Consider the following 22,560-nt stretch of genomic DNA (forward strand, 5'->3'; position numbering starts at 1 on the left):
CGATGATAGTGCTGCAACCAGTGTGAAAGTAGGTTATCGTCAGGCTTGTTATTCGAAAAACCCCCATCGGTGATCCGGTGGGGGTTTTTTTACGTCCGCTGGTTTTAACTGCGCCAGCGATTGCCAGGTTTTTGAAAGGGATATCTTGTCTGCTGTGCATACACTGGAACAATTACGTGCTGGCCAACTGGCTGGCCTGCGCCGTCTGAAGCTGTCCTGCGGCTTAACGGAATTTCCCCGAGAAATCTTCGACCTGGCCGACAGTCTGGAAATCCTCGACCTCTCGGGTAATGCGCTCTCGTCCCTGCCCGACGATCTGCCGCGCCTGCACAAACTGCGCATCATTTTTTGTTCGGATAACCTGTTTACTACTTTGCCGGCCGTGCTCGGTTCCTGTCCTGTGCTGGAAATGATTGGTTTCAAGGCGAACCGGATCCACCACGTGCCGGCCGCAGCCTTGCCGTCCAGGCTGCGCTGGCTGACTCTGACCGACAATGCCATTGAGGCCTTGCCGGACGAATTGGGCAAGTGCAGTGAGTTGCAGAAGCTCATGCTGGCGGGAAATTGCCTGGGCAGCTTGCCGGCTTCCTTGGCGAACTGCCGCCGCCTGGAACTGGTGCGTATCGCCGCCAACCGTTTTACGGCGCTGCCCGACTGTCTGCTGTCCTTGCCACGCCTGAGCTGGCTCGCGTATGCGGGCAATCCCTTCACGCAAGCGCGGGAGCTGGCTGCCCTGGCTGCTACCGCTGCGGCGGGCGTGGCATGGCAGCGCCTGGCACTGGCGCAGCAGCTGGGCGAGGGCGCATCGGGTGTGATTTTCCGTGCCCGCCTGGATGGCGTGGATGATGTCGCCGTCAAAGTATTCAAGGGGGCGATGACCAGCGATGGCTTGCCGCGCAGCGAAATGGCTGCCTGCGTCAGCGCTGGCGCCCATCCGGGCCTGATTCCCATCCTCGGCACGCTCGATGCGCATCCGCAAGGGGCGCTGGGGCTCGTCATGCCGCTCATCGACGTGGCCTTCCGCAACCTGGCCGGTCCGCCGAGCCTGGAGTCGTGCACGCGCGACGTGTATGCCGATGGTGCGCGCTTTGACCCACCGCAAGCGCTGGCCATTGCCCATGGCATCGCCTCGGCCGTGTGCCAACTGCATGCGCACGGCATCGTGCACGGCGACCTGTATGCGCACAATATCCTGCATGCGGACGCTGGCGCCTGCCTGCTGGGCGACTTTGGCGCCGCGTCCATGTTTGCGCCCGGCTCGCCGCAAGGGGACTTGTTGCAGGGCATAGAGGCACGCGCCTTTGGCGTGCTGCTGGGCGAGTTGATCGCGCATTGTGCGATGCCCTTGCCCAGCCTACAGGGCATGATGGACGCCTGCCTGCAGGAGGAGGTATTGCGGCGGCCGCAATTTGATGCCATGGAACTGGCATTGCGGGACCTGTTCTCCGCATAAAAAAATGGCGCAGCCTTCACAGGTTGCGCCATTTTCAGTTCAGGCTGAGAGAGTTCAGCCTTGGACTGCTTTTTCCGGCAGGGCGATCTGGTTGTCGACGCTGAACTGGTAATCCTTGAAGACATGTTCGGCCGTCAGGATCTGGTATTCGCCGTTGTCGAGCTTGTGCGTGGTGTCCTTCAGGCGATACGTGTAATGGCCGCAGGTCCAGCAGTTGAAATTGCGCATGTGCGTGCACAGGCAAGTCTTGTCCATCACGACGACGGTTTTTTGTTCCGGATGGGCTGCCACTTCGCGGTTGTACGAGTTGATGTAGGCGCAGTTGCCCGTCGCGTCGAGCAGGTAGCCATACGATTCGCAGCCTGGGCGGATGCCGGCGCCGATGGCGGGCGTGTTCTTCAGCATGCGCATCGGGTAGCCCGTCGGCGAGACGCCATTGACGATGATGTCTTCTTCCGAGGCCTTGTAGTATTCCTGCTTGACCTTGTTTGGCAAGCCGCATTCTTCGGTGACGGTAAAGCGCGTCGCCACTTGCACGCCGGCCGCGCCCGCTTCCAGGAAGGAGACGGCATCGCTGCCCGTGAAAATGCCGCCGGCGGCGATCAGCGGGATGTCCAACTGTTCCGTTTTCAGGTAGGCCAGCAGTTCCGCCGTAATCGTGTGCAAGTCGTAATTGGCCCAGTCCATGCCGAAACCCAGGTGGCCGCCGGCCAATGGACCTTCGACGATGATGAAGTCGGGCAAACGGTCCAGCTTGGCGTTCTTGCGCAGGAAAATCTGCAAGGCACGCACGGACGAGACAATGATGCCCAGCTTGGCATCGCGGAAACGCGGATGGTCGGCCATCAAGGCAAACGAGCCGAAGTGCAAACCGGCGGACAGGGTGATGCCGTCGATGCCCGCGTCCAGCGCCGCGTTCAGGCGCACGCGCAAGGTTTCGCGGGGGCCGTTCATGGTCAGCTTTTCCATGCAATTGACGAAGATCAAGCCATCGCCTTTTTTCGCCTCCATGGTGCGGCCGATATGCAGGCGCTGCGCTTCCGCCAGGCGGCCCAGGTCGAACTGCACCACGGCCTTGTCGCTGTTATTGATGTTGAACTTGTACAGTTTCGTCTTGTCTTTGACGAAGGTGGTGTCGAAACGGCGATCCGACACGTCTTCCACCATGGCATCGGAGATATGCCCGATACCGTTCAGCCGGGCCGCTTCCAGGGCCAGCTCCGACGTGGAAATATCCACACCCATTCCGCCTATCATGATGGGCACATATTCTTTTTTGCCAAATCGCAGGCGGAAATCATCAACACGTTTCATTGCTATCCTTAGACTACCGTGGTTATCACTGAGCCAGATGTACGGTCAAGCCCGCCGCCGGTCAGGCGCGCGGGCGCATGTAGCTGTGCGCAGCTTCAATTCTACTCCAAGCGGGCAGGCGCTCCGAGGCGGCTTGCCATTATGCCGGTGCAAGCGCAGGCCGCAGCGCGCGCCGCATCGGAATTAATCGCGGAAATTGTTAAATTCCAGCGGCATGTCGGGCACGTCCTTGCGCAGCATGGCCATGGCCGCCTGCAGGTCGTCGCGCTTGGCGCCAGTGACGCGCACGGCTTCGCCCTGGATGCTCGCTTGCACTTTCATCTTGCTGTCCTTGATGACGCGCACGATTTTCTTCGCATCATCCGATTCGATGCCGTTCTTGATCTTGATGATCTGCTTGACCTTGTCGCCGCCGATCTTCTTGATGTCGCCTTCGTCGAGGAAGCGCACATCGACCTTGCGTTTTGTCAATTTGTTGGTCAGCACGTCGCGTACCTGGCTGAGCTGGAATTCCGAATCCGCAAACGCGGTCAATTCGTTTTCCTTGTGCTCGACGCGAGCGTCGCTGCCCTTGAAGTCGAAGCGCGTCGTGATTTCCTTGTTGGATTGCTCGACTGCATTCTTGACTTCGATCATATCGGCTTCGGAGACTACATCAAATGACGGCATGGTCTGTTCCTTTCGTGTTAGAGCGAGCGCGCCGGTAGCGCGCCGGGCGCGCGCATTCTTTGCAAAATGGCACAGCCCCGTTAAAGATGCGACATTTTAACGGACAACGGACGGCCTGCCCTTGTCTTGCGCTGGTTTTTTGTCGGTTTCACTCTATAATCGAGCAAAATAATCGCTATCCCATGTCTGCAGAGCTCACCATCGAACACAATTACTCCCTCCAGCGCCTGAATACCTTCGGCATCACGGCCAACGCTGCCGTCTATGTACGCATCACTTCGCAGGCCGAATTGCAGGCCGCGCTGCAAGATCCGGCCTTGTCCGCCATGCCGCGCCTGATACTGGGCGGCGGCAGCAACATCGTGCTGACAGGCGACTTTCCCGGCACCGTGCTGCACATGGCCACGCGCGGCATGCGCCTGGCGCAGGCGGATTTCGAGACGATACTCGTCACGGCCGCGGCCGGCGAAAACTGGCACGACTTCGTGCAATGGACCCTGGCGCAAGGCGTGGGCGGGCTGGAAAACCTGTCGCTGATTCCCGGTACGGTAGGCGCGGCGCCTATCCAGAATATTGGCGCGTATGGCGTTGAAATCAAGGATTATCTGCACAGCGTGAGCGTCATGCACAGCGCCAGCGGCATCGTCTTCGACATGGATCGCGACGCTTGCCGCTTTGCCTACCGCGACAGCATCTTCAAGCAGGAAGACGGACGCGAGCTGATCGTGCTGGAAGTGACGTTCGCCTTGCCGGCCCAGTGGCAGCCGAACTTGCGCTATGCGGAACTGGCGCAGGCCGTGGCCGAGCGCCATCTTGCCGAACCGACGCCGCAACAGGTGGCCGAGACGGTGATGGCGATCCGCCGGCGAAAATTGCCTGACCCTGCCGTGATCGGCAATGCGGGCAGCTTCTTCAAGAATCCGGTGGTGTCACGGGAGCAATGTCTTGCCTTGCTGGAACGTTTCCCTGCGCTCGTGCACCATGCGCAGCCCGATGGCACGGAAAAGCTGGCGGCCGGCTGGCTGATCGATCAGTGTGGCTGGAAGGGGAAAAACCTGGGGCCCGCGGGAGTGTATCCCAAGCAGGCACTGGTTCTGGTGAATAATGGCGGCGCTCGTGGCGCGGACATTACCCGGCTGGCGACAGCGATACAGGATGATGTGGAGGCGAAATATGGCGTGCGCCTGTCGCCCGAGCCTGTGTTTGTTTAATTAAGCAAAATGGCAGACGTAATCGAGCGTCTCCAGCGTCTCAATATCAAAATAGCTATTGCCCGGCACCTTGAACTGCGTGCCCGCGCCATAGCTGTTCCACTCTGTCGCGTCGGCCAGGCGTACCTTGCACAGGCCGCTGATGATTTCCATGATTTCCGGCGCGCCCGTATTGAAGCGCAATGATGATGCGAAAATCACGCCCACGCTTTTCTTCGTGCCGTCGGCCAGGATGACGTTGTGCGAGATGCATTTGCCGTCAAAGTAGATATTCGACTTCTTGACGACGCTGACATTGTCCAGTTGTGTGCTCATGCTTCACTTTCCTTGCTGTTAAAAATCAGTCCTCGACGTCATCGGCGCTCAGCACGCTGTTGCGTCCGCTGCGCTTGGCCGCGTACAGGGCCTGGTCGGCGCGGTTGATCAGATGCTCGACCGTCGAGCCTGGCGACGGCACGATGGTGGCCACGCCGATCGAGATGGTAACGATGCCCGTGCTTGCCGCCGGGTTCTCGATCTGCAAGCCTTCCAGATGGCGCCGGCATGCTTCGGCGATCAGCAGTGCGCCGGCCGGGTCCGTTTCCGGCAGGATCAGGGCGAATTCCTCGCCGCCGTAGCGGGCGGCCAGGTCGGCCGGGCGTTTCAAATGTTCCGTCAGCACGGCGGCGACTTTTTTCAGGCACAGGTCGCCTGCCAGGTGGCCAAAGTGATCGTTATAGCTCTTGAAATGGTCGATATCGCAGAACAGCAGGCTCAGCGGTGTTTTGTCGCGCTGGCCCCGCTGCCATTCGAATTGCAGCGTTTCATCGAAGCGGCGGCGGTTGGCGATGCCCGTCAAGCCATCGAGGGCGGCCAGTTTCTGTAACTCGATATTCGCGTCGGCCAGGTTCTTTTGACTTTCTCGCAGGAAACGAAAAGCCTGGTCGCGCTGCAAGCGGCTGATGTGCGCGTTGGAATGGTAGCGTATGCGCGCCAGCAGCTCCAGGCGGTCCGGCAGTTTTACCACGTAATCGTTGGCGCCGACGGCAAAGCTGTGCGCCTTCAGTTTCGGGTCATCCTTGGCCGACATCACGATCACCGGCACGTGCGCCAGCGCCGCGTTTTCGCGGTACAACTGGATCAGGGCGAAGCCGTCGATGCCCGGCATCACCAGGTCTTGCAGGATGACGGTCGGCTGCAAGCGCAGCGCCGTGTCCAGCGCCTGCGTGGCGTCGGTCACGTAATGAAATTCGATATCCTGCTGGTCGCTCAGCATGCGCCGCACGGCCTCGGCAATGATCAACTGGTCGTCCACCAGCAGCACGCTGACCTTGAATTCGGTCAATGCGGGTTCGTGCTGGATGAAGCTGGAGGAAAATTCTGGCATTGCATTCTTTTCAGATGTTAGGGGAGGGCTCCCACCCATTGTTGAGTTTGGCGCCCAGGCGGCTGCGCAGGCTGGCGCCTATTCTATCCAAGGGCAGGATGTGCTGCGCCGCATCGAGTTCGGCCGCCGCGCGTGGCATGCCGTACACGGCGCTGCTGGCCTGGTCTTGCGCGATGGTCGTCTTGCCGGCGCGGCGCATGGCCAGCAAGCCGTCGCCGCCGTCGCGCCCCATGCCTGTGAGCAACACGCCGATGGCGTCGCCGCGCCAGTGCTGCGCCACGCAGTTGAAGAATACATCGACGGAAGGACGGTAAACATACTCGCGTGGTGCTGCATCGTAACCCAAACGATAATTTTGATCTAGCAGCAGGTGATCATTGGTCTTGGCGATCAGTACCGTGCCGGATACCAGTTCGTCGCCTTCGGCGATCACGCGCACGGGCATGCTGAGCTGGTCATCGAGCCATTTGGCGAAGTGCGAGGCGAAGGTTTCATCGATATGCTGCACCACCACGATGGCGCAGCCGGGCGGCGCCGTCCAGCCGGACAGCACCTTGGCCACGGCCGAGGGCCCGCCCGTTGAGGCGCCGATGGCCACCAGGGTCGATACCTGGCCGTCGCCCCGTTCGCCGCCATTGCCGTTCGCCTGGCGCGGCGGCGCTGGTTCGGCGCTGTGGCGTATCAGCTTGCCGATGGTCTTGATCTTGGCCAGCAATTCGCTGTCGCCGCCCACTTCTCCCTGCAGCACGGGCGTGGCGGTGACGTCGAGCGCGCCGGCACCCAGCGCGCGGAAGACCTGGTTGACATTGTCCTGCGGGCGTCCCGTGACCACCAGGATGGCGCACGGGCTTTGCTCCATGATCAGGCGCGTCGCTTCGACGCCATCCATCTCCGGCATGTTCAGGTCCATCAGGATCAGGTCGGGGCGGTTGCCCTCACACATGCGCACGGCTTCGAGCCCGGTGCGGGCGATCCACAGCACCTGGTGTTCCTGCGTGCTGGCGACCACGCGGCGCAGGGCCTCGGCGGCCATGGGGACATCGTTGGCAATGGCAATTTTCATGAAGTACAACTCATAAGCGGGCATCTCCTATCAGGTCGGCCACCGCGTCGAGCAAAGTCTCGTCGTGGAAGCTGCCTTTGGTCAGGTAATAGTCGGCGCCGGCGGACAGGCCGCGCGCGCGGTCTTCCGGACGGTCCTTGTAGGATACGATCATCACCGGCAGCTTGTGCAGGTGCAGATCCTTCTTGATCAGCGACACCAGTTCGATGCCGTCCATGCGCGGCATGTCGACGTCGGTGATCACCAGGTCGTATTCGCCGCTGCGCACCACGTTCCAGCCGTCGATGCCGTCGATGGCCACGTCGACTTCGAAGCCGCGCGCCAGCAGCAGCTTGCGCTCCATCTCGCGCACCGTCAGCGAATCGTCGACGACGAGGATGCGCTTGGCGCGGCGCTGCTGCGCGTGGCCAGCCTGCGCCAGCTGGTGCAGGCCGCCCTCGTGCAGCAGCTTGTCGATCGACAGCAGCAGGTCGGGCACGTCGAGGATCAGCACCGGCTCGCCGTCATCCAGCAGGGCGGCGGCGGAAATGTCGCGCATCTTGCCGAAAATCGGATCGATGGCCTGCACCGCCAGGCTTTGCTCGCCGCGGATGGCGTCGACCACCAGCGCATAGCTTTGCTTGCCGCGCCCGATCACCACCACCGGCAAGTCCTCGGACTGGTTGGCCGCTTCGCCCAGCTCCAGCACCTGCGCCGCGGACACCAGGCCCAGATGTTCGCCCTTGAGTTCAAAGAACTGCTTGTTTTCCAGCGTATGGATGGCCGCTTGCGGCACGCGCACCACGCTTTCCACCTTGACGATGGGGATGGCGTAGGCTTCGCCATGCACGTCGATCACCAGCGCGCGCACGATCGACTGCGTCAGCGGCAGGGTAATCAGGGCGCGAAAGCCCCGTCCCGATTCCGATTCCAGGCGCACCGTGCCGTTTTGCTGGCGTATCGTCTCGTGCACGATGTCGAGGCCCACGCCGCGTCCGGACAATTGATTGGCCGACGCTTTCAGGCTGAAGGCGGGCAGGAACAAAAATTCCAGCAGCTCGCCTGGCGACAGCGCGGCGGCCATGGCGGGGCTGGCCATCTTGCGCTCGATGACGGACTGGCGGATCTTTTCCAGGTCGACGCCGCGCCCGTCGTCGCTGATCTCGATGCTCAGCATGCCGGCGCGGTGGCGCGCTTCCATGCGTATCGTGCCCAGCGCCTCCTTGCCGGCATCGATGCGCTCGTACGGGCCTTCCATGCCATGGTCGATGGCGTTCCGGAGCATGTGGTTCAGCGGGCTTTCGATCTTCGCCAGGATGTCGCGGTCGACCAGGGTGTCTTCGCCTTCGATCTCCAGCTGCACTTCCTTGCCCAGGCTGCGCGCCAGGTCGCGCACCATGCGGGGAAACGCGTGGATGCCGTCGCGGAAAGGACGCATGCGCAGGGCCAGCACTTCGTCGACCATGCCTTGCGAGACGGCCAGCAGGCGCCGTTCATAGGTCTCGATGTCGGCGATGTGCTCGAGCATGAATTGCTTCAGCGGCTGCGTCTTTTGCAGCGCCAGCAGCGACTTTTCCATCAAGCCCGCGTCGCCCGAGCGGGCAATGGCGACGTGCAGGTGTTCGATGGCGGAAAACAGGCTGCTCTGGTTGCGCTTGAAACGCTGCAGCGCGCCGATGAACGGATGCATCTGGTGCGCGTTGATGCGCGATTCGCTGGCCAGCGACAGCAATTTGTCGAAGTTTTGCGCCGCTGCCTTGGCTGGTGCGCCGGCACGCGGCGCGGGCGCGGCCGCCGACTCCAGCTTCTCGCCCGCTGCCGGCGCTGGCACGGGCACGGGCGCCGAAGGCAGGGCCGGCAATTCGGGCAGCTCGGCGATGCCGGCAATGGCATTCAGGGTCTGGTCGATCTGCGCCGCATTCGCGGCCAGCCACGCTTCGGCGCCCGCGTCGTCCAGGCGCGACAACTGCACGATCAGGTCGACGCCCGACAGCAGTACGTCGACCCGCTCCGGCGTGAGTTTCAAGCGGCCATGCTGGGCGGCGACAAAGCTGTCTTCCATGCCGTGCGCCAGCTGCACCACCACCTGCAGGCCGACGATGGCCGCGGCGCCCTTGATCGAGTGCGCCGCGCGCATCATCGCTTCGACGGCGGCCGCGTCGCCCGCATGGCGTTCCATGGCCAGCAAGCCGTCGGTGAGAATCTGGGTCTGGCTGTCCGCCTCCATGCGGAACAGGTCCAGCATGGAAAAGGCACTCAGGTCGCCGTGCTGGTCCTGGCTCATCGTAATAGTCTCGCAAGTTGAAAGCCGATCAGCGCCGTGTCGAGGCAGCCGATGCGCATGTCGCCCTCCGTGATGACACCCGACAGGTAGCGCGACAGGCCCTTGTTGATGGTAGCCGCCGGCGCCTGCACGGTGCTTGAGGCGTAGCGCACGATGCCGTGCAGGTCGGCCACGGGCAGCGCGTAGGCCTGCTCTTCCCAGCGCATCAGCAGCAGGCGCGCGAACGTGTGGCGGCCGCGGGCCGCTGGCGCGCCCTGTTCGTCGATGCCCAGCAAACTGGCCAGCGACATGCACGGATACAGCTTGCCGCCGATATTGACGATGCCAGCCAGGCCGCGCCCGCTGCGGTGCGGCAGCACGTGCGGCTTGGCCTGCGGCGCCACGGCGTCGAATACGCGCGTGGGCAGCGCCAGCCACTCGCGGCCGATGCGAAACACCAGCACCGAGCTGTCGCGCACTTCGCCGCCCGCATCGATCTGGCGGAAGTGGCTGGCCCAGTCGCGCTGGTAGTGTTCATCCACGGGCCGCTGCAGGTTGCGCTGGGCGGCGCCCGCATACACGTCGCAGTTACGGCAATGCACGTTGGCCGGCAGCTTGGGGCAGCTCTGGTCGCCGACCACGCCGATATGGTTCCAGCAGTCGTCGATGGTGGCGGGGGATTCGATGGCGATGAGATTGGTCATGCATGCCCCTTAGTTGGACGCCTGGCGGCGCTGGTAGATGCGCGCCGCGCGCGCCTTCAGGGTGGCGGCGGCCGTGTGGTTGCCATTGCGTTCGGCCAGCAGGGACAGGTGGCACAGCGCTTCGTAATGGTCCGGTTGCAGGTAGATGCAGCGGCGCCAGTAATCGTCGGCCAGGTCCATCTTGCCGGCCAGTTCATTGATCATGCCCAGCATGAAATACGCTTCCGCCGCCTCGGGCACTCTGGCCAGGTGGGCATGGCATTTTTCACCGGCTTCGCGCAGCTGGCCACGGTCGGCCAGCAGGCGCGCCTCGGCCAGCAAGTCCGCTTGCGCGGCCGGCACCGGCGGGGACGCGGGCACGGACACGGGGCGCGCGCGCAAGGCCGCCGGCGCGACGGGAGCGGCGGAAGAGGTGGCTGCCACAGCAGCGCGCCTTGGCGCGGGCGGCACGCTGCGCAAGGCCGGCAGCGGCGCCACCTGGGTGACGGCAGCTGGCGGCGTGCTGTCCTTTTTCAGGGCGAAGGCCTGGCGGAACTGCAGTGTCGCAAAGCCGTTCTGGCAGAACGACGGCACTTCCGCATAGCCGGCCAGCAGCATGCCGTCGTCGGCCAGCAGGGCCGACAGGTTGGCGATGGCCGCGCGCGTGGTCGGCTTGTCGAAATAGATCAGCAGGTTGCGGCAAAAGATGACGTCGTAGTGGCGGCTGTAGGTGGCGGTGTCGAACTGCAGCAAATTGCCCTGCCTGAAGGTGACTTGCTCGCGCAAGGCGTCGATGATGCGGTAGGCGTCGTCGGCCACGTGCGTGAAATAGCGCTCGCGGAAGGCCACGTCCTGTGCGCGGAAGGCGTTGCGGCCATATACGCCCGCCTGCGCCCGCTCGATGCAGCCGGGGCTCAGGTCATACGCGTCGATGCTGAACGCCTGTTTCGGCACGCCGCCGTCGCGCAGCGCCATGGCCATCGAATACGGTTCCTCGCCGCCCGCGCAGGGGATCGACAGGATGCGCGTGGCGCGCCCGCGTGCCCAGCGTTCCTGCACCAGTTCGACGGTGGCGTAGAACGCCTGCGGATCGCGGAACAGCCACGATTCCGGCACCACCACCAGTTCGATCAATTGCGTCATTTCAGCCGGCGTGAGCGCCTGCAGGTAGGCTGCGCTATCGGTGAAGCCCGTTTGCTCCATGCGCTGGCCGACGGCCCGTTCGGCCACGGATTTGGAGACGGACAGGCCGGTCGCGCGGCGCAGCAGGGTTTGTGCCGTCATGCCGCGCCCGCGTCCTGAAACAGCAGCGCGCGCACGTCGGGCGGCAGCAGTTGCTCCAGTTGCACCAGTTGCACGATGCCGTCGGCATCGCTGGCCACCTGGCCCAGGAAGGGCGCCGTCGCCACGCCGCTATCCTCGAGCTTTTCCGTATCGATGTCGGCGATGCCGCGCACCTGCGAGGCCAGCAAGCCCAGCGCATGCGTGGCGCCGCCAGGCGCGCGATAGTCGACGATGACGATGCGCGTGTCAAATTGCGCGGCGGCGGCCGGCAGCCCGGCCAGGCGCGACAGGTCGATCACGGGCACGGGCGTACCGTGCAAGTCCATCAGGCCGGCCACATAGTCTGGCGTGAGCGGCAACTGTTTCAGCTCCAGCAGCGGCAAGACGCGCACGATGCCGGCCAGGGGCAGGCCATAGCGGTCGCGTCCAATGTGAAAGAGCAGTACTTTCATCAGATCAGATGGTGACGGCGAAGGTCGACACGCTCGACTGCAGGTCGCCCGCCGCATATTGCAGCTGGTGCACGGCCTCGCTGGTGGCTTTCAAGGACTCCACCGTCTGCTGCGTCGCATCGTTGAGCTGCATCATGGTGTCGGAAATTTGCGAGGCGCCGATGGCCTGCGACTGCATGCCTTGCAGCACGGCATCGAATTGCGGCGTGAGTTTCTGCACCTGGTCCATCACGGACGACAATTGTTCCGCCACTTGGCGCACCTCGCCCACGCTGCGGCGAATTTCTTCCGAGAATTTATCCATGCCCATCACGCTGGCGGACACGGCCGACTGCATTTCCTTGAGCATTTGCTCGATATCCCAGGTGGAGACGGACGTCTGGTCGGCCAGGCGGCGGATTTCCGTCGCCACGACGGAAAAGCCGCGGCCCGCCTCGCCCGCTTTTTCCGCCTCGATGGCGGCGTTCAGCGAGAGGATGTTGGTCTGGTCGGCCACCTTCGTGATCGTGATCAATACGCTATTGATATTGCTGGCTTTTTCCGACAGGGCCGCCAGCTTGGCATTGATGGAATCGGTGGCCGAAACCATGTGCTGCATGGTCGAATCCATGCGCTTGAGGTTGTTTTGCGCTTCGGCCGTGGCATTTGTCGTGTAGTCGGCCACGGCGGTGGCGTCTTCCATGGTTTTGAGCAACTGGCTCGTGTTGGCCGAGATTTCCTTGGTGGTGCTGAGAATTTCCACGCTCGTTTGCGCCTGCTCGATGCCCGTGGCTTCCTGCTGGCGCGCCGAGGCGGCGATTTCCGTGGCCGACGTCGTCACCTGGATGCCGGCCTTTTGCACATTGTTGAGCAGGCTGCGCAGGTTTTCGAACATCTTCGCCAGGCCGTTGCCCAGCTGGCCGATGGCGTCGCTGCCCGTGATGCCGACCTTGCCCGTCAGGTCGCCCGAGGCCGCCTTCGACACCACTTCCAGCAGCGAATCGACCTTGGCCCGCAAGCTATTCGTGGCGGCCAGTTCGTTGGCCTGGTTGTCCTGGATGGTTTGCGCCATGCGGTTGAATTCTTCTGTCACCTTGCCCAGCTCGTCGCGCGAGAGAATGGCGGCGCGCGCGTGTTGCTCGCCGCCGGCGATGCGCCCGACGGCGTCCGTCAGGCTGTTCAGCGGGCCGAGGATGGAACGGCCCAGCAGGTAGGAAATGCCCAGCGCCAGCACCACGCACAGCAGGCCGCCCAGGGCCAGCGTAAGTATCATGGTTTCTTGCAACTTTGCCGTGGTGGCCGTGCGTTCGGCCAGCAAGCGCGATTCTTCGGCCGCGACTTCGTCGAGCAGCTTGTTCGCTTGCCTGATGGCCGGATAGCCGGTCGGCGGCATGGTGCGCGCCACCGATTCCGTGGCGCCCGGCGCGTTGCCCAGCGCGCGGCGCTTCTCGATCAGGGGATCGATCCACTCCTTGACCCAGGTGCTGGTCAACTGGTCGATCTTGCGCAGGCGTTCCGACTGCGCCTTGTTGTCGACGGTCATGGCGATGGCTTTTTGCGTGTGCTGGCTCAGTGCCGCCATCGCGTCCGTTTCCGGGTTCAGCGAGGCTTCGTTGCCGGTGATAACGAAACCGCGCGCTTCCATCTGGATTTGCAGGATGGAATTGTGAATCCTGCCGATCTCGACCAGCACTTCCATCGTGTGGCGGTCCCATGCATTGGCTTGCGACAGGCGCGTAAAGCTGTTGTAGGCCATGCCCAGCAGGATCAGGATGATGGCCACGATGGAGCCGAAGCCCAGGTACAGTTTATTCTTGATACTCAGGTCTTTGAACATGGGAGGGCTCCGGAAGCGGGAAGGTCAGCACAATTGCACTGTAGCATTTTGCCATGCGTACAGCAAAATGGGGAGCAATCCGGGCGCGTGGCGGGGTGTAAATCGTGCATGAGTGCGATGCAAATGCAAAAAGCCGCCCGAAGGCGGCTTTACGCGGGAGCAAGGGCGGAGTTGCCGCCCCGTCCTGCTTACTTCTGGCCGCGCTTTTCGCGGGCGATGGCGGCGATGCGCATGCGCAAGGCGTTCAGCTTGATGAAGCCGCCGGCGTCGGCCTGGTTGTAGGCGCCGCCGTCTTCGTCGAAGGTGGCGATGTTCATGTCGAACAGCGAATCGGTCTTCGAATCGCGCGACACGACGATGACATTGCCCTTGTACAGCTTGATGCGTACCCAGCCGTTCACGGTTTCCTGCGTGTGGTCGATCAGGGTTTGCAGCGCAACGCGCTCGGGCGCCCACCAGTAGCCGTTGTAGATCATCGACGCGTAGCGCGGCATCAGGTCATCTTTCAGGTGGGCCACTTCGCGGTCCAGGGTGATCGATTCGATGGCGCGGTGGGCTTTCAGCATGATGGTGCCGCCCGGGGTTTCATAGCAGCCGCGCGATTTCATGCCGACGTAGCGGTTTTCCACCAGGTCCAGGCGTCCCACGCCATGCTTGCCGCCAACCTTGTTCAGTTCGGCCAGCACGGTGGCAGGCGACATGCGCACGCCGTTGATGGCGACGATGTCGCCTTTTTCGTACTCGATGTCCAGGTACTCCGCTTCGTCCGGCGCGTTTTCCGGGCTGACGGTCCAGCGCCACATGGTTTCTTCCGCTTCGGCGCTCGGGTTTTCCAGGTGGCGGCCTTCAAAGCTGATGTGCAGCAAGTTGGCGTCCATCGAGTACGGCGCGCCGCCGTTCTTGTGCTTCATGTCGATTTCGATGCCGGCGTCTTCCGCGTACTTCAGCAGTTTTTCGCGCGACAGCAGGTCCCACTCGCGCCACGGGGCGATGATTTTCACGCCGGGTTTCAGGGCGTAGGCGCCCAGTTCGAAACGCACCTGGTCGTTGCCCTTGCCGGTCGCGCCGTGCGAGATGGCGTCGGCGCCGGTGGCGTTGGCGATTTCGATCAGGCGCTTGGCGATCAAAGGACGGGCGATCGAGGTGCCCAGCAGGTATTCGCCTTCATACACGGTATTGGCGCGGAACATCGGGAAGACGAAATCGCGCACGAATTCTTCGCGCACGTCTTCGATATGGATGTTTTCCGGCTTGATGCCGAACTTGATGGCCTTGGCGCGCGCCGGTTCCAGTTCTTCGCCCTGGCCCAGGTCGGCCGTGAAGGTGACGATTTCGCACTGGTAGTTATCTTGCAGCCATTTCAGGATGACGGAGGTGTCGAGTCCGCCCGAATAGGCCAGGACTACTTTTTTAATGTCGCTCATATTGCTTCCAGTTGTCGTTGTCGATATATGTGTTGCGATGCTGCCGGGAGTTCTGCAGTTCCTGGCGAATTATTGGATTTTACCCAGTAACAGGTATTCGATCAGCGCTTTTTGCACGTGCAAACGGTTTTCCGCTTCGTCCCACACCACCGATTGCGGGCCGTCGATCACTTCGGCGGCCACTTCCTCGCCGCGGTGGGCGGGCAGGCAATGCATGAACAGGGCGTCGGGCGCGGCGCGGGCCATCTTCGCGCCATCGACGATCCAGCCGTCGAAGGCGGCAATGCGGGCCGCGTTTTCCGCTTCGTAACCCATGCTGGTCCACACGTCCGTGTTGACCAGGTGCGCGCCTTCGCAGGCGTCCGACGGATTGGCGAAGAAGGTGTAGCGCTGCGTCTTGACTTGCGACAGGTCGATGTCGTAGCCCTTCGGCGTCGACACGTTGACGTGGAAGCCGAAAACTTCGGCCGCCTGCAGCCACGAGTACAGCATGTTGTTGGCGTCGCCGATCCAGGCAACGACCTTGCCGGCGATCGAGCCGCGGTGTTCGATGTAGGTGAAGATGTCGGCAAAGACCTGGCACGGGTGGTGTTCATTGGTCAGGCCATTGATCACCGGCACGCGCGAATTGGCGGCGAAACGCTCGATGATTTCCTGGCCGAAGGTACGCACCATGATGATGTCGCACATGCGCGACATGACCTGGCCCGCGTCTTCCACCGGCTCGCCGCGGCCCAATTGGGAGTCGCGCGTGTTCAGGTAGATGGCGGCGCCGCCCAGCTGGTGCATGCCGGCTTCGAACGACAGTCGCGTGCGGGTCGAGTTCTTTTCAAAGACCATCACCAGGGTGCGGTCGATCAGGGGATGGTAGATTTCGTAGTTCTTGAACTTGCGCTTGATCAGATGGGCGCGTTCGATCACATATTCGTACTCTTCCAACGTGAAATCGGAGAACTGGAGGTAGTGCTTGATCGGTTTTTTTGTCGACATAATGACCACTTGAAGATGCGCAGGCCGCCGGCGGCGTGCCTTTCCCGCCGGGTTGCATCAGCGTACAACATCTCGTCTGATGACTGCCTCGCCCGGCGCGCTGCTGTGTTGATCGGTGCCAGCGCGACGCTTGTCGCGCGGGTCGATGCGGTTTACCAAGTTGAAAATAATGCAATGGCAAGTACTTCAGCCGTTCAATTATAAGGGTTTTGCTTTTAGATTGGAAAGACTGGCCGGGCGCGTACTTGTATAGGCAAGCCTGCGCCCGGGCAACGGGGTGGTGGATTAGTAGATGCTGGCGGGCGCGGCGCCGTCCAGCTGGGGTGCCACCAGCGGCAAGTCCAGGGTGAAGCGCGTGCCGGCGGGGCTGCTGGTCACCTGGATGGTGCCGCCCAGCAGGGCCGTGACGATGTTGTAGCTGATCGACAAACCCAGGCCGCTGCCGCCCTGGCCCAGCTTGGTGGTAAAGAAGGGGTCGAAGATGCGCGACAGATGCTGTTCGGCGATGCCGCCGCCATTGTCCTCGAAAACGATCTGCACGCGCGCCGCCGCCATCGTGGCGGACAGGCGCATGCAGCCTGTGCCGGTGCCGCCATCGTTGGGCACGGGGGCGAAGGCGTGCAGCAGGGCATTGTTGATCAGATTGGTGATCACCTGGCCGAACGGGCCAGGATAGCTGTCCATGGCGATGCCGAAGGCTATCTCCACTTCGATGCGGTGGCCCGAGCTGCGGATGCGGTTCATGACGGTGGCGATGATTTCATTGCTCACCTGTTGCAAGTCAAACCGGCGCCGCTGCTCGGTGGTGCGGTCGACGGCCACCTGCTTGAAGCTGTTGACCAGGTCGGCTGCGCTGCGCAGGCCGCGCATCACCAGCGCCGACGCCTTGCCCGCATCGTCGATGAAGGCGGCCAGGTCCGAGCGGCGCAGACCGGGGCCGTTCATCAGGCGTTCCATGTCTTCCGTCTTTTGTTGCATGGTACTGGCGATCAACAGACTGTTGCCGATCGGGGTATTCAGTTCATGCGCGACGCCGGCCATCAGCGAGCCGAGGGCGGCCAGTTTTTCCTGCGATACGAGTTGTGCCTGGGCATCTTGCAATTGCCGGTAGGCATTGGCGTTGTCGAGCGCGATGGCGCCATACGCGCACAGGGTGCGGAAGATCAGCCGCTCGCGTTCGCCGTAGGCACGGGCATGGCACGCTTGCACCGTCATCACGCCCAGCACGCGTTCGCCGACCATCAGCGGCACGTACAGCACGCTCTGGTTATGCAGGGTACCCGGCACGGTGTAGGCATGGCGCTTGGGCGGTACCTGGTCGATATACACTTCGCGCCGGCCCAGCAGGCAGCGCACGGAGTAGGCGCGTGGGTTGCTCAGTGGAATGGCGTTATCGGACAGGGGCCGGCCCGCTTCCATGCCATGCGCGCGGCGCAGCGCCGTGCCCGCAGCGTCGAGCATGTAAACAGCGAAGGTGTTGACTGGCAGCAAGGCATGCACGTGGCGGTCGAGCACCTGGAACACGGCGCTGGCGTCGAGGTGGGTGGTGATTTCCTGGCCGATGGCCGACAGCCGTTCCAGGGTGTCGCTGGTCTGCTGCAGCACTTCGGCGCGGCGCGCTTCGGAGGCGGCCAGTTCGCGGTGGTGATAGCCTTCCGAGCGCGCATGTTCCGTCTGGTGGTAGATCTGCATGGCGGTGGCGCGGTTGCTGGCCTGCTGGGTGTGGCTTTTTTCGCGCGCCACGCCCGCATCGAGGGCGATATCGTAGGCGCGCGCATAGTCGCCCGCATGCGCGTATTCGCGCGCCAGCGCATCGAACAGTTCGCCGGGTGGCGAATAGCCTTCGATGGAGGCCGCCACCTGCAGCGCCTGGTGCAGGAAATGCAGGGCGGGATTGCGTTCCGACATGCCTGTGGGCGGCGGCAACTCGTGACGCGCATGCAGCATGGACAAGACGCGCAGCGCGGCCACCTGGTGCATGGCGTCGCCCTGCGCCGTGGCCAGCTGGCAAGCCCGTTCGGCCGCCTGCAGCGCTTCATCGGGGCGATCCAGGTAGGACAGGGCGTGCGCGCTGCCGCGCTGCGCCATGCTGCGGAAATCGGCCTGGCCCAGCGCTTCGGCGCGCTGCGCCAGCCGGCTGAAGGCGTCGAGCGCCGTGTCGTAATCGCCCTTGTCCAGGCTCAGTTCGCCCAAGTGGAACAGCGCGTTGGCATAGGTGCGCGCGCCTGCCATGGGCGCCAGGATGAGCAGCGCTTCGCGCAGCAAGTCTTCGGCCGCGGCCAGCCGCCCCAGCTTGCGCATGGTTTCGGCCGTATGCGTCTGGCAGGCGCCGATGCTGCGTGGCCAGCCGGTGGGGCGCGCCAGGTCCAGCGCGCACTGCATCCATTCGAGGGCCGATTCGTTGTCGTTGAGGCTGGCGAAGCAGTCGCCGATATTGATGGCGGCCGTGATCGCGCCGCGCAGCTGGCCGCTTTCCAGCGCCGCCTCGTAACTTTGCATGTAGTGGCCGGCGGCCGCGCCCAGGTCGCGCGAGGTGTGTGCCAGCAAGCCGCGGAAGTCATGCACCCAGGCGGCCAGCGGCGCGGGCAGCTTGCCGCTGGCGCTGTCGGCCTGGAAGCGGCTGCCCCAGCGCGCCTGCGCGGCGGGCGCATCGCGCAACACGGCCCAGCGCGCCGTGGCCGCGTCGGCCAGGCTGGCGCGCATCGCATCGCCGGCGCTGCGCGCTTGTTCGGCAGCGGTCAGCAGTTCGGCATCGCAGCGGGCATGGTCGCCCCGGTCGACGGCAATCGAGGACAGCAGCCAGTGCGCGTCGGCGCAAGCGGCGCCGTCGCCATGCGCACACAGGATGGCCTGCGCCGCCATGGCCAGGCTTTCAGCCGCATCGAGCGCGCCTTGCAGCCATGCCACTTCCGCCTGCACCAGTTGCAGGCGCGCGAGCGCCTGTTCCAGCGCTGCCGCTTCCAGGCCGGCCAGCGGCAGCAGCAGATGCGCCTCCTCGCTCAGCTCAATTGCTCTGGCGCAATCGCGCTGGCGCAGATGCCACGACAGCGCCAGCAGCAGCGGTACGCGCCCGGCGCCGCGCAACGGCAGCAATGCGCTTTCCCACTGCGCTACGTCATGTTCGAGCGCGAACATTTCCATTCAAGCATTCTCCCCGCAAACAGTGGCGCCAGCCTGCGATCGCACAGGCCATGCGTCATCGCATTGTAAGCTGCATTCAGGGGAATTGTTCAGCGCGCCAGTCAGAATTCTTCATCGGACATGGCGCCCCAAGCGGGGGCGATTTGCCTCCGGCGGCCAAAGGCGGGGCAGGCGCCTAGCGCGACACCAGCCGGATGCTGGCGCTGCCCGTCACGGTGCTGGCGCTGCGCATGTCGGCGGGCATGCGCAAGCCGGGCAGGAACTGGGCGTCGTCGATCACCACGCGGTCGCCCGCATTGCTGAAGACGAAGGTGGCGCCCTTTTTGGTGACAAACTGGCCCGGGCCGGTGGGGTAGATTTCCACGCTGGGCTTTGCCTGCCATTCGCGGTCATCGATCAGGCGGCCAAAAAAATGGTTGTCCTGCTGGTGGACTTCCAGGCGTTGTCCATTCGACAGGCGGTATTGCTGTTCGACGTCGAAGGCTTCCTGGGCCGTGACGTGATAGTAGGTGCCAGAGGTGACGCGCACGCTGTCCGTGGTTTGCGGTGCGGCGGCGGTTTGCGCCTGGGCGGTGCCGCCGGCAAGGGCGAAGAGGGCGGCGACAATGGGGAGGAAGCGTTTGGTATGCATGACATTCACCTTCGATCAGGATGACAGGATGGGTTAGCGTTAGATCGTGTGGTCGCTGGCAGGTTTCCTGCAGGGACTGGTGTCAAGTTAGCAAACGCACCGGGCCATCGCCAGCGGCAGGCGATGGATGGCAGGTTTTACGCGATGAAGTGCATAAAACGGCAGATGAATGGTTTCGGGATTAAAATCGGAGGGCAAGCTCAGCTGCAAAATTAAATTTTGCCAGCCGAGCTTTTTTTGCCGTGATATTTGCGCCGGGGCAGGTGCTTAATACAAGGTCTGCGCCGATTCGTGCAGCAGCTGGCCATACAGGGTATGGCGCATCTTGGCGATCTTGCCTTCGGACAAGGCTTGCAGGATGGCGCACTGCGGCTCGATCAGGTGGCGGCAGTTATAGAACTTGCAGCCGCCCAGGTAGGGCTGGAATTCGCGGAAGGCGCGCTCCAGCATGCCTTCGCTCAGGTGGTACAGGCCGAATTCCTGGAAGCCGGGCGAATCGATGATGGAGCTGTTCGCGCCCAGTTCGTCGAGCTTGTACAGCCGCGTAAAGGTCGTCGTGTGCTTGCCCGTGTCGAGCGCGGCCGAGATTTCGCGCACGGCGATGTCCGCGTCCGGCACCAGCAGGTTGATCAGGGACGACTTGCCCATGCCCGACTGGCCGATGAGGATCGACGACTGGCCCGCCAGCAGCGGCGCCAGGGTTGCCACGGCGTGCTCCGGTTCGGCGCGTGCCGAGACTTCATCGACGGGATAGCCCATCGATGAATACGGCAGCAGGCGTTCGCGGGCGCGCTCCAGCGAGGCCGTCACATCCGTCTTGTTGAGGATGATGCGCGCCTCGATGCCGGCCGCGTCGGCCGCCACCAGCGAGCGCGAGATGAGGTCGTCGGCAAAGCCCGGTTCCGTCGCCACGACGATGAACAACTGCGTCAGGTTGGCCGCCAGCAATTTCGATTTGTACTGGTCCGAGCGGTACAGCAGGGTCTTGCGCTCCTCGATGCGGTCGATGACGGCCTGGTCGTTGGAGGTACGCGTCACATGCACGATGTCGCCCACGGCCACATTGGTTTTCTTGCCGCGCGTCACGCATTGCAGCTTGGCGCCGTCCACGTCGGCCAGGTAGTGGCGGCCGTGGGCGGCGATGATGACGCCCGTCAACTTGCCTTCGCTCATGGGGTCACCTGGCTGCTCTGGTAGATGAGGTCTGCCTTGGCGGCGCAGATGAAGTCGTTTTCGGACAGGCCGCCGGCGCCCTGGTTGACCGAGTGCGTATCGTAGCGCACGGCGCAGGTTTTGTAAGTGATGATGAGCTCCGGATGGTGGTCTTGCGTATGGGTCATATAGGCCAGGGCGTTCACGAACGCCAGGGTCTGGTAGTAATTCTTGAAGCCGAAGTCGCGGCACAGCTTGCCATTTTGCACCGTCCACTGGGGCATCAGGGCGTGCAGGGTGGCGATGTCCGTGTCGCCCAGCGCCTGCTGGCGCGGTGCGCAGGACAGTTGGGCCAGATCGTGCGAGGTGGATAGCGTATTCATGCGGAAGCCCCTTTCAGGTGGCGGATGCGCACGCTGGCCGGCGGGTGCGAGTCGTAGAAGGCCGAGTGCAGCGGGTCGGGCGTCAGGGTCGACGCATTGTCTTCATACATTTTGACGAGCGCCGACACCAGGTCGTCCGCCTGCGTGTGCGTGGCGGCAAAGGCGTCGGCTTCGAATTCGTGCTTGCGCGAGCTGAGCGAGGTCAGCGGTCCCAGCAGGAAAGTGAAGACGGGCAAGGCCAGCATGAACAGCAGCAGCGCCAGCGCGTCCGTCGGCTGGCCCGTCAGTGCCAGGGCGACGGGGTCGACACCCAGGCCCGCGTAAAACCACGGCTGCGTCTTCAGGAAGCCCAGCAGCGCGAGGAAACCCAGCGAGATGACGAACATCATGGCGATGCGCTTGACGATGTGCTTGAGCTTGAAGTGGCCCAGTTCATGCGCCAGCACGGCTTCGATTTCCTGAGGCGCCAGGCGCGACAGCAAGGTGTCGAAAAAGACGATGCGCTTGTTGGCGCCAAAGCCCGAGAAATACGCATTGCCGTGGGCGCTGCGCTTCGAGCCATCCATGACGAACAAGCCTTTCGAGGCGAAACCGACGCGCTGCATCAAGCCTTCGATGCGGCTTTTCAACGCTTCGTCGGCCAGCGGCGTGAATTTGTTGAACAGCGGGGCGATGACGGTGGGGAACAGTACCATCATCAGCAACTGGAAGCCGCTCCAGACGAACCACGCGTACAGCCACCACATGTCGCCCGACTTGGCCATCAGGGTCAGCACGACCCAGACCAGCGGCAAGCCGATGACGGCGCCCAGGCCCACTCCCTTGAGCATGTCCGTGAAGAACAGCTTGCGCTCCATGGTGTTGAAGCCGAAGCGTTGCTCCAGCACGAACTGGCGGTAGTAATCGAAGGGCAGGTCGATCAGGCCGGAAATGGCGGCAAAAACGGCGATCAGGCCGATCTGGTACAGCATGGGCGAACCCGGTCCCATCCATTCATTCAGGGACAGCGCCAGCCATTGCAAGCCGCCCAGCAAGGTAAAACCGATCAGCACGGCGTAGTTGACCAGCAAGGTCAGCAAGCCGAACTTGGTCTTGGCCACCGTGTAGTCGGCCGCCTTCTGGTGCGCGGCCAGCGGGATCTTTTCCGCGAATTCGGGCGGGACAGCGGCGCGGTGCGCCAGCACGTGGCGAATCTGCCGCGAAGCGAGCCAGAAGCGCACGGCCAGGGTCAAAACGAGGACGGATACAAACAAAATCGAAAACGCGAGTGAATACATTCTGTGCCT

19 protein-coding genes are annotated in these 22,560 nt (G+C 63.1%); 2 read left to right on the plus strand and 17 right to left on the minus strand.

Annotated elements, in window-relative coordinates; translation table 11 throughout:
* Positions 1-154: 154 nt before the first annotated feature.
* Positions 155-1,453 (plus strand): protein kinase, encoded by a 1,299-nt coding sequence (locus tag AC54AF_RS20470; RefSeq protein WP_496638040.1) that lies wholly within the window; start codon positions 155-157, stop codon positions 1,451-1,453.
* Between the two features lie 54 nt (positions 1,454-1,507).
* Here the strand turns inward: AC54AF_RS20470 and AC54AF_RS20475 are convergent, their stop codons facing one another.
* Complete coding sequence (locus AC54AF_RS20475; protein WP_100876084.1) at positions 1,508-2,767, minus strand: nitronate monooxygenase; 1,260 nt, start codon at positions 2,765-2,767, stop codon at positions 1,508-1,510.
* A 183-nt stretch (positions 2,768-2,950) separates the two neighbouring features.
* Complete coding sequence (locus AC54AF_RS20480; RefSeq protein WP_034759416.1) at positions 2,951-3,436, minus strand: YajQ family cyclic di-GMP-binding protein; 486 nt, start codon at positions 3,434-3,436, stop codon at positions 2,951-2,953.
* 182 nt (positions 3,437-3,618) lie between these two features.
* On the opposite strand from AC54AF_RS20480, the gene murB reads away from it, so the two are divergent.
* A complete protein-coding gene (murB, locus tag AC54AF_RS20485) occupies positions 3,619-4,647 on the plus strand; it encodes a UDP-N-acetylmuramate dehydrogenase (protein WP_496637995.1) in 1,029 nt (342 codons plus the stop codon).
* Here the strand turns inward: murB and ppnP are convergent, their stop codons facing one another.
* From ppnP to AC54AF_RS20560, 15 genes are all read right to left on the minus strand, one after another.
* Positions 4,648-4,962: a pyrimidine/purine nucleoside phosphorylase gene (gene ppnP, locus AC54AF_RS20490; protein ID WP_496637996.1), complete on the minus strand. Its 315-nt coding sequence runs from the start codon at positions 4,960-4,962 to the stop codon at positions 4,648-4,650.
* Between the two features lie 25 nt (positions 4,963-4,987).
* Entirely contained in the window at positions 4,988-6,013 is a 1,026-nt protein-coding gene (locus AC54AF_RS20495; protein WP_496637997.1) for a diguanylate cyclase, read from the minus strand.
* Between the two features lie 10 nt (positions 6,014-6,023).
* Positions 6,024-7,076 carry a chemotaxis-specific protein-glutamate methyltransferase CheB gene (gene cheB / locus AC54AF_RS20500; protein ID WP_131689196.1) on the minus strand — a complete coding sequence of 351 codons (1,053 nt, stop codon included), beginning with the start codon at positions 7,074-7,076 and terminating at the stop codon, positions 6,024-6,026.
* A 10-nt stretch (positions 7,077-7,086) separates the two neighbouring features.
* On the minus strand, positions 7,087-9,339 hold the full coding sequence (locus AC54AF_RS20505) for a hybrid sensor histidine kinase/response regulator (RefSeq protein WP_496637998.1): 2,253 nt from the start codon (positions 9,337-9,339) through the stop codon (positions 7,087-7,089).
* Entirely contained in the window at positions 9,336-10,022 is a 687-nt protein-coding gene (locus AC54AF_RS20510; protein WP_496637999.1) for a chemotaxis protein CheW, read from the minus strand. Before AC54AF_RS20510 ends, AC54AF_RS20505 begins: the two co-directional genes overlap by 4 nt.
* 9 nt (positions 10,023-10,031) lie before the next feature.
* Complete coding sequence (locus tag AC54AF_RS20515) at positions 10,032-11,285, minus strand: CheR family methyltransferase (RefSeq protein ID WP_496638000.1); 1,254 nt, start codon at positions 11,283-11,285, stop codon at positions 10,032-10,034.
* Positions 11,282-11,737, minus strand: coding sequence for a chemotaxis protein CheW (locus tag AC54AF_RS20520; protein WP_496638001.1), 456 nt, complete (start codon positions 11,735-11,737; stop codon positions 11,282-11,284). Before AC54AF_RS20520 ends, AC54AF_RS20515 begins: the two co-directional genes overlap by 4 nt.
* 4 nt (positions 11,738-11,741) lie before the next feature.
* The gene (locus AC54AF_RS20525; protein WP_496638002.1) at positions 11,742-13,553 is read right to left on the minus strand and encodes a methyl-accepting chemotaxis protein; all 1,812 of its coding nucleotides are present in this window, start codon (positions 13,551-13,553) and stop codon (positions 11,742-11,744) included.
* Positions 13,554-13,741: 188 nt separating this feature from the next.
* The gene (locus AC54AF_RS20530; protein ID WP_035825961.1) at positions 13,742-14,977 is read right to left on the minus strand and encodes an argininosuccinate synthase; all 1,236 of its coding nucleotides are present in this window, start codon (positions 14,975-14,977) and stop codon (positions 13,742-13,744) included.
* Positions 14,978-15,046: 69 nt separating this feature from the next.
* Complete coding sequence (gene argF, locus AC54AF_RS20535) at positions 15,047-15,967, minus strand: ornithine carbamoyltransferase (RefSeq protein WP_131689202.1); 921 nt, start codon at positions 15,965-15,967, stop codon at positions 15,047-15,049.
* 285 nt (positions 15,968-16,252) lie between these two features.
* Positions 16,253-19,108 (minus strand): ATP-binding protein, encoded by a 2,856-nt coding sequence (locus AC54AF_RS20540; protein ID WP_496638003.1) that lies wholly within the window; start codon positions 19,106-19,108, stop codon positions 16,253-16,255.
* Positions 19,109-19,283: 175 nt separating this feature from the next.
* Complete coding sequence (locus tag AC54AF_RS20545; protein ID WP_496638004.1) at positions 19,284-19,739, minus strand: hypothetical protein; 456 nt, start codon at positions 19,737-19,739, stop codon at positions 19,284-19,286.
* 267 nt (positions 19,740-20,006) lie between these two features.
* Entirely contained in the window at positions 20,007-20,912 is a 906-nt protein-coding gene (gene rsgA, locus AC54AF_RS20550; RefSeq protein ID WP_131689205.1) for a ribosome small subunit-dependent GTPase A, read from the minus strand.
* Positions 20,909-21,274: a 4a-hydroxytetrahydrobiopterin dehydratase gene (locus AC54AF_RS20555; protein WP_496638005.1), complete on the minus strand. Its 366-nt coding sequence runs from the start codon at positions 21,272-21,274 to the stop codon at positions 20,909-20,911. The genes rsgA and AC54AF_RS20555 overlap by 4 nt, the downstream gene beginning before the upstream one ends.
* Positions 21,271-22,551: a M48 family metallopeptidase gene (locus AC54AF_RS20560; protein ID WP_496638006.1), complete on the minus strand. Its 1,281-nt coding sequence runs from the start codon at positions 22,549-22,551 to the stop codon at positions 21,271-21,273. The genes AC54AF_RS20555 and AC54AF_RS20560 overlap by 4 nt, the downstream gene beginning before the upstream one ends.
* Between the last annotated feature and the right edge of the window lie 9 nt (positions 22,552-22,560).

It is taken from the genome of Janthinobacterium sp. JF4 (genome assembly GCF_059617925.1).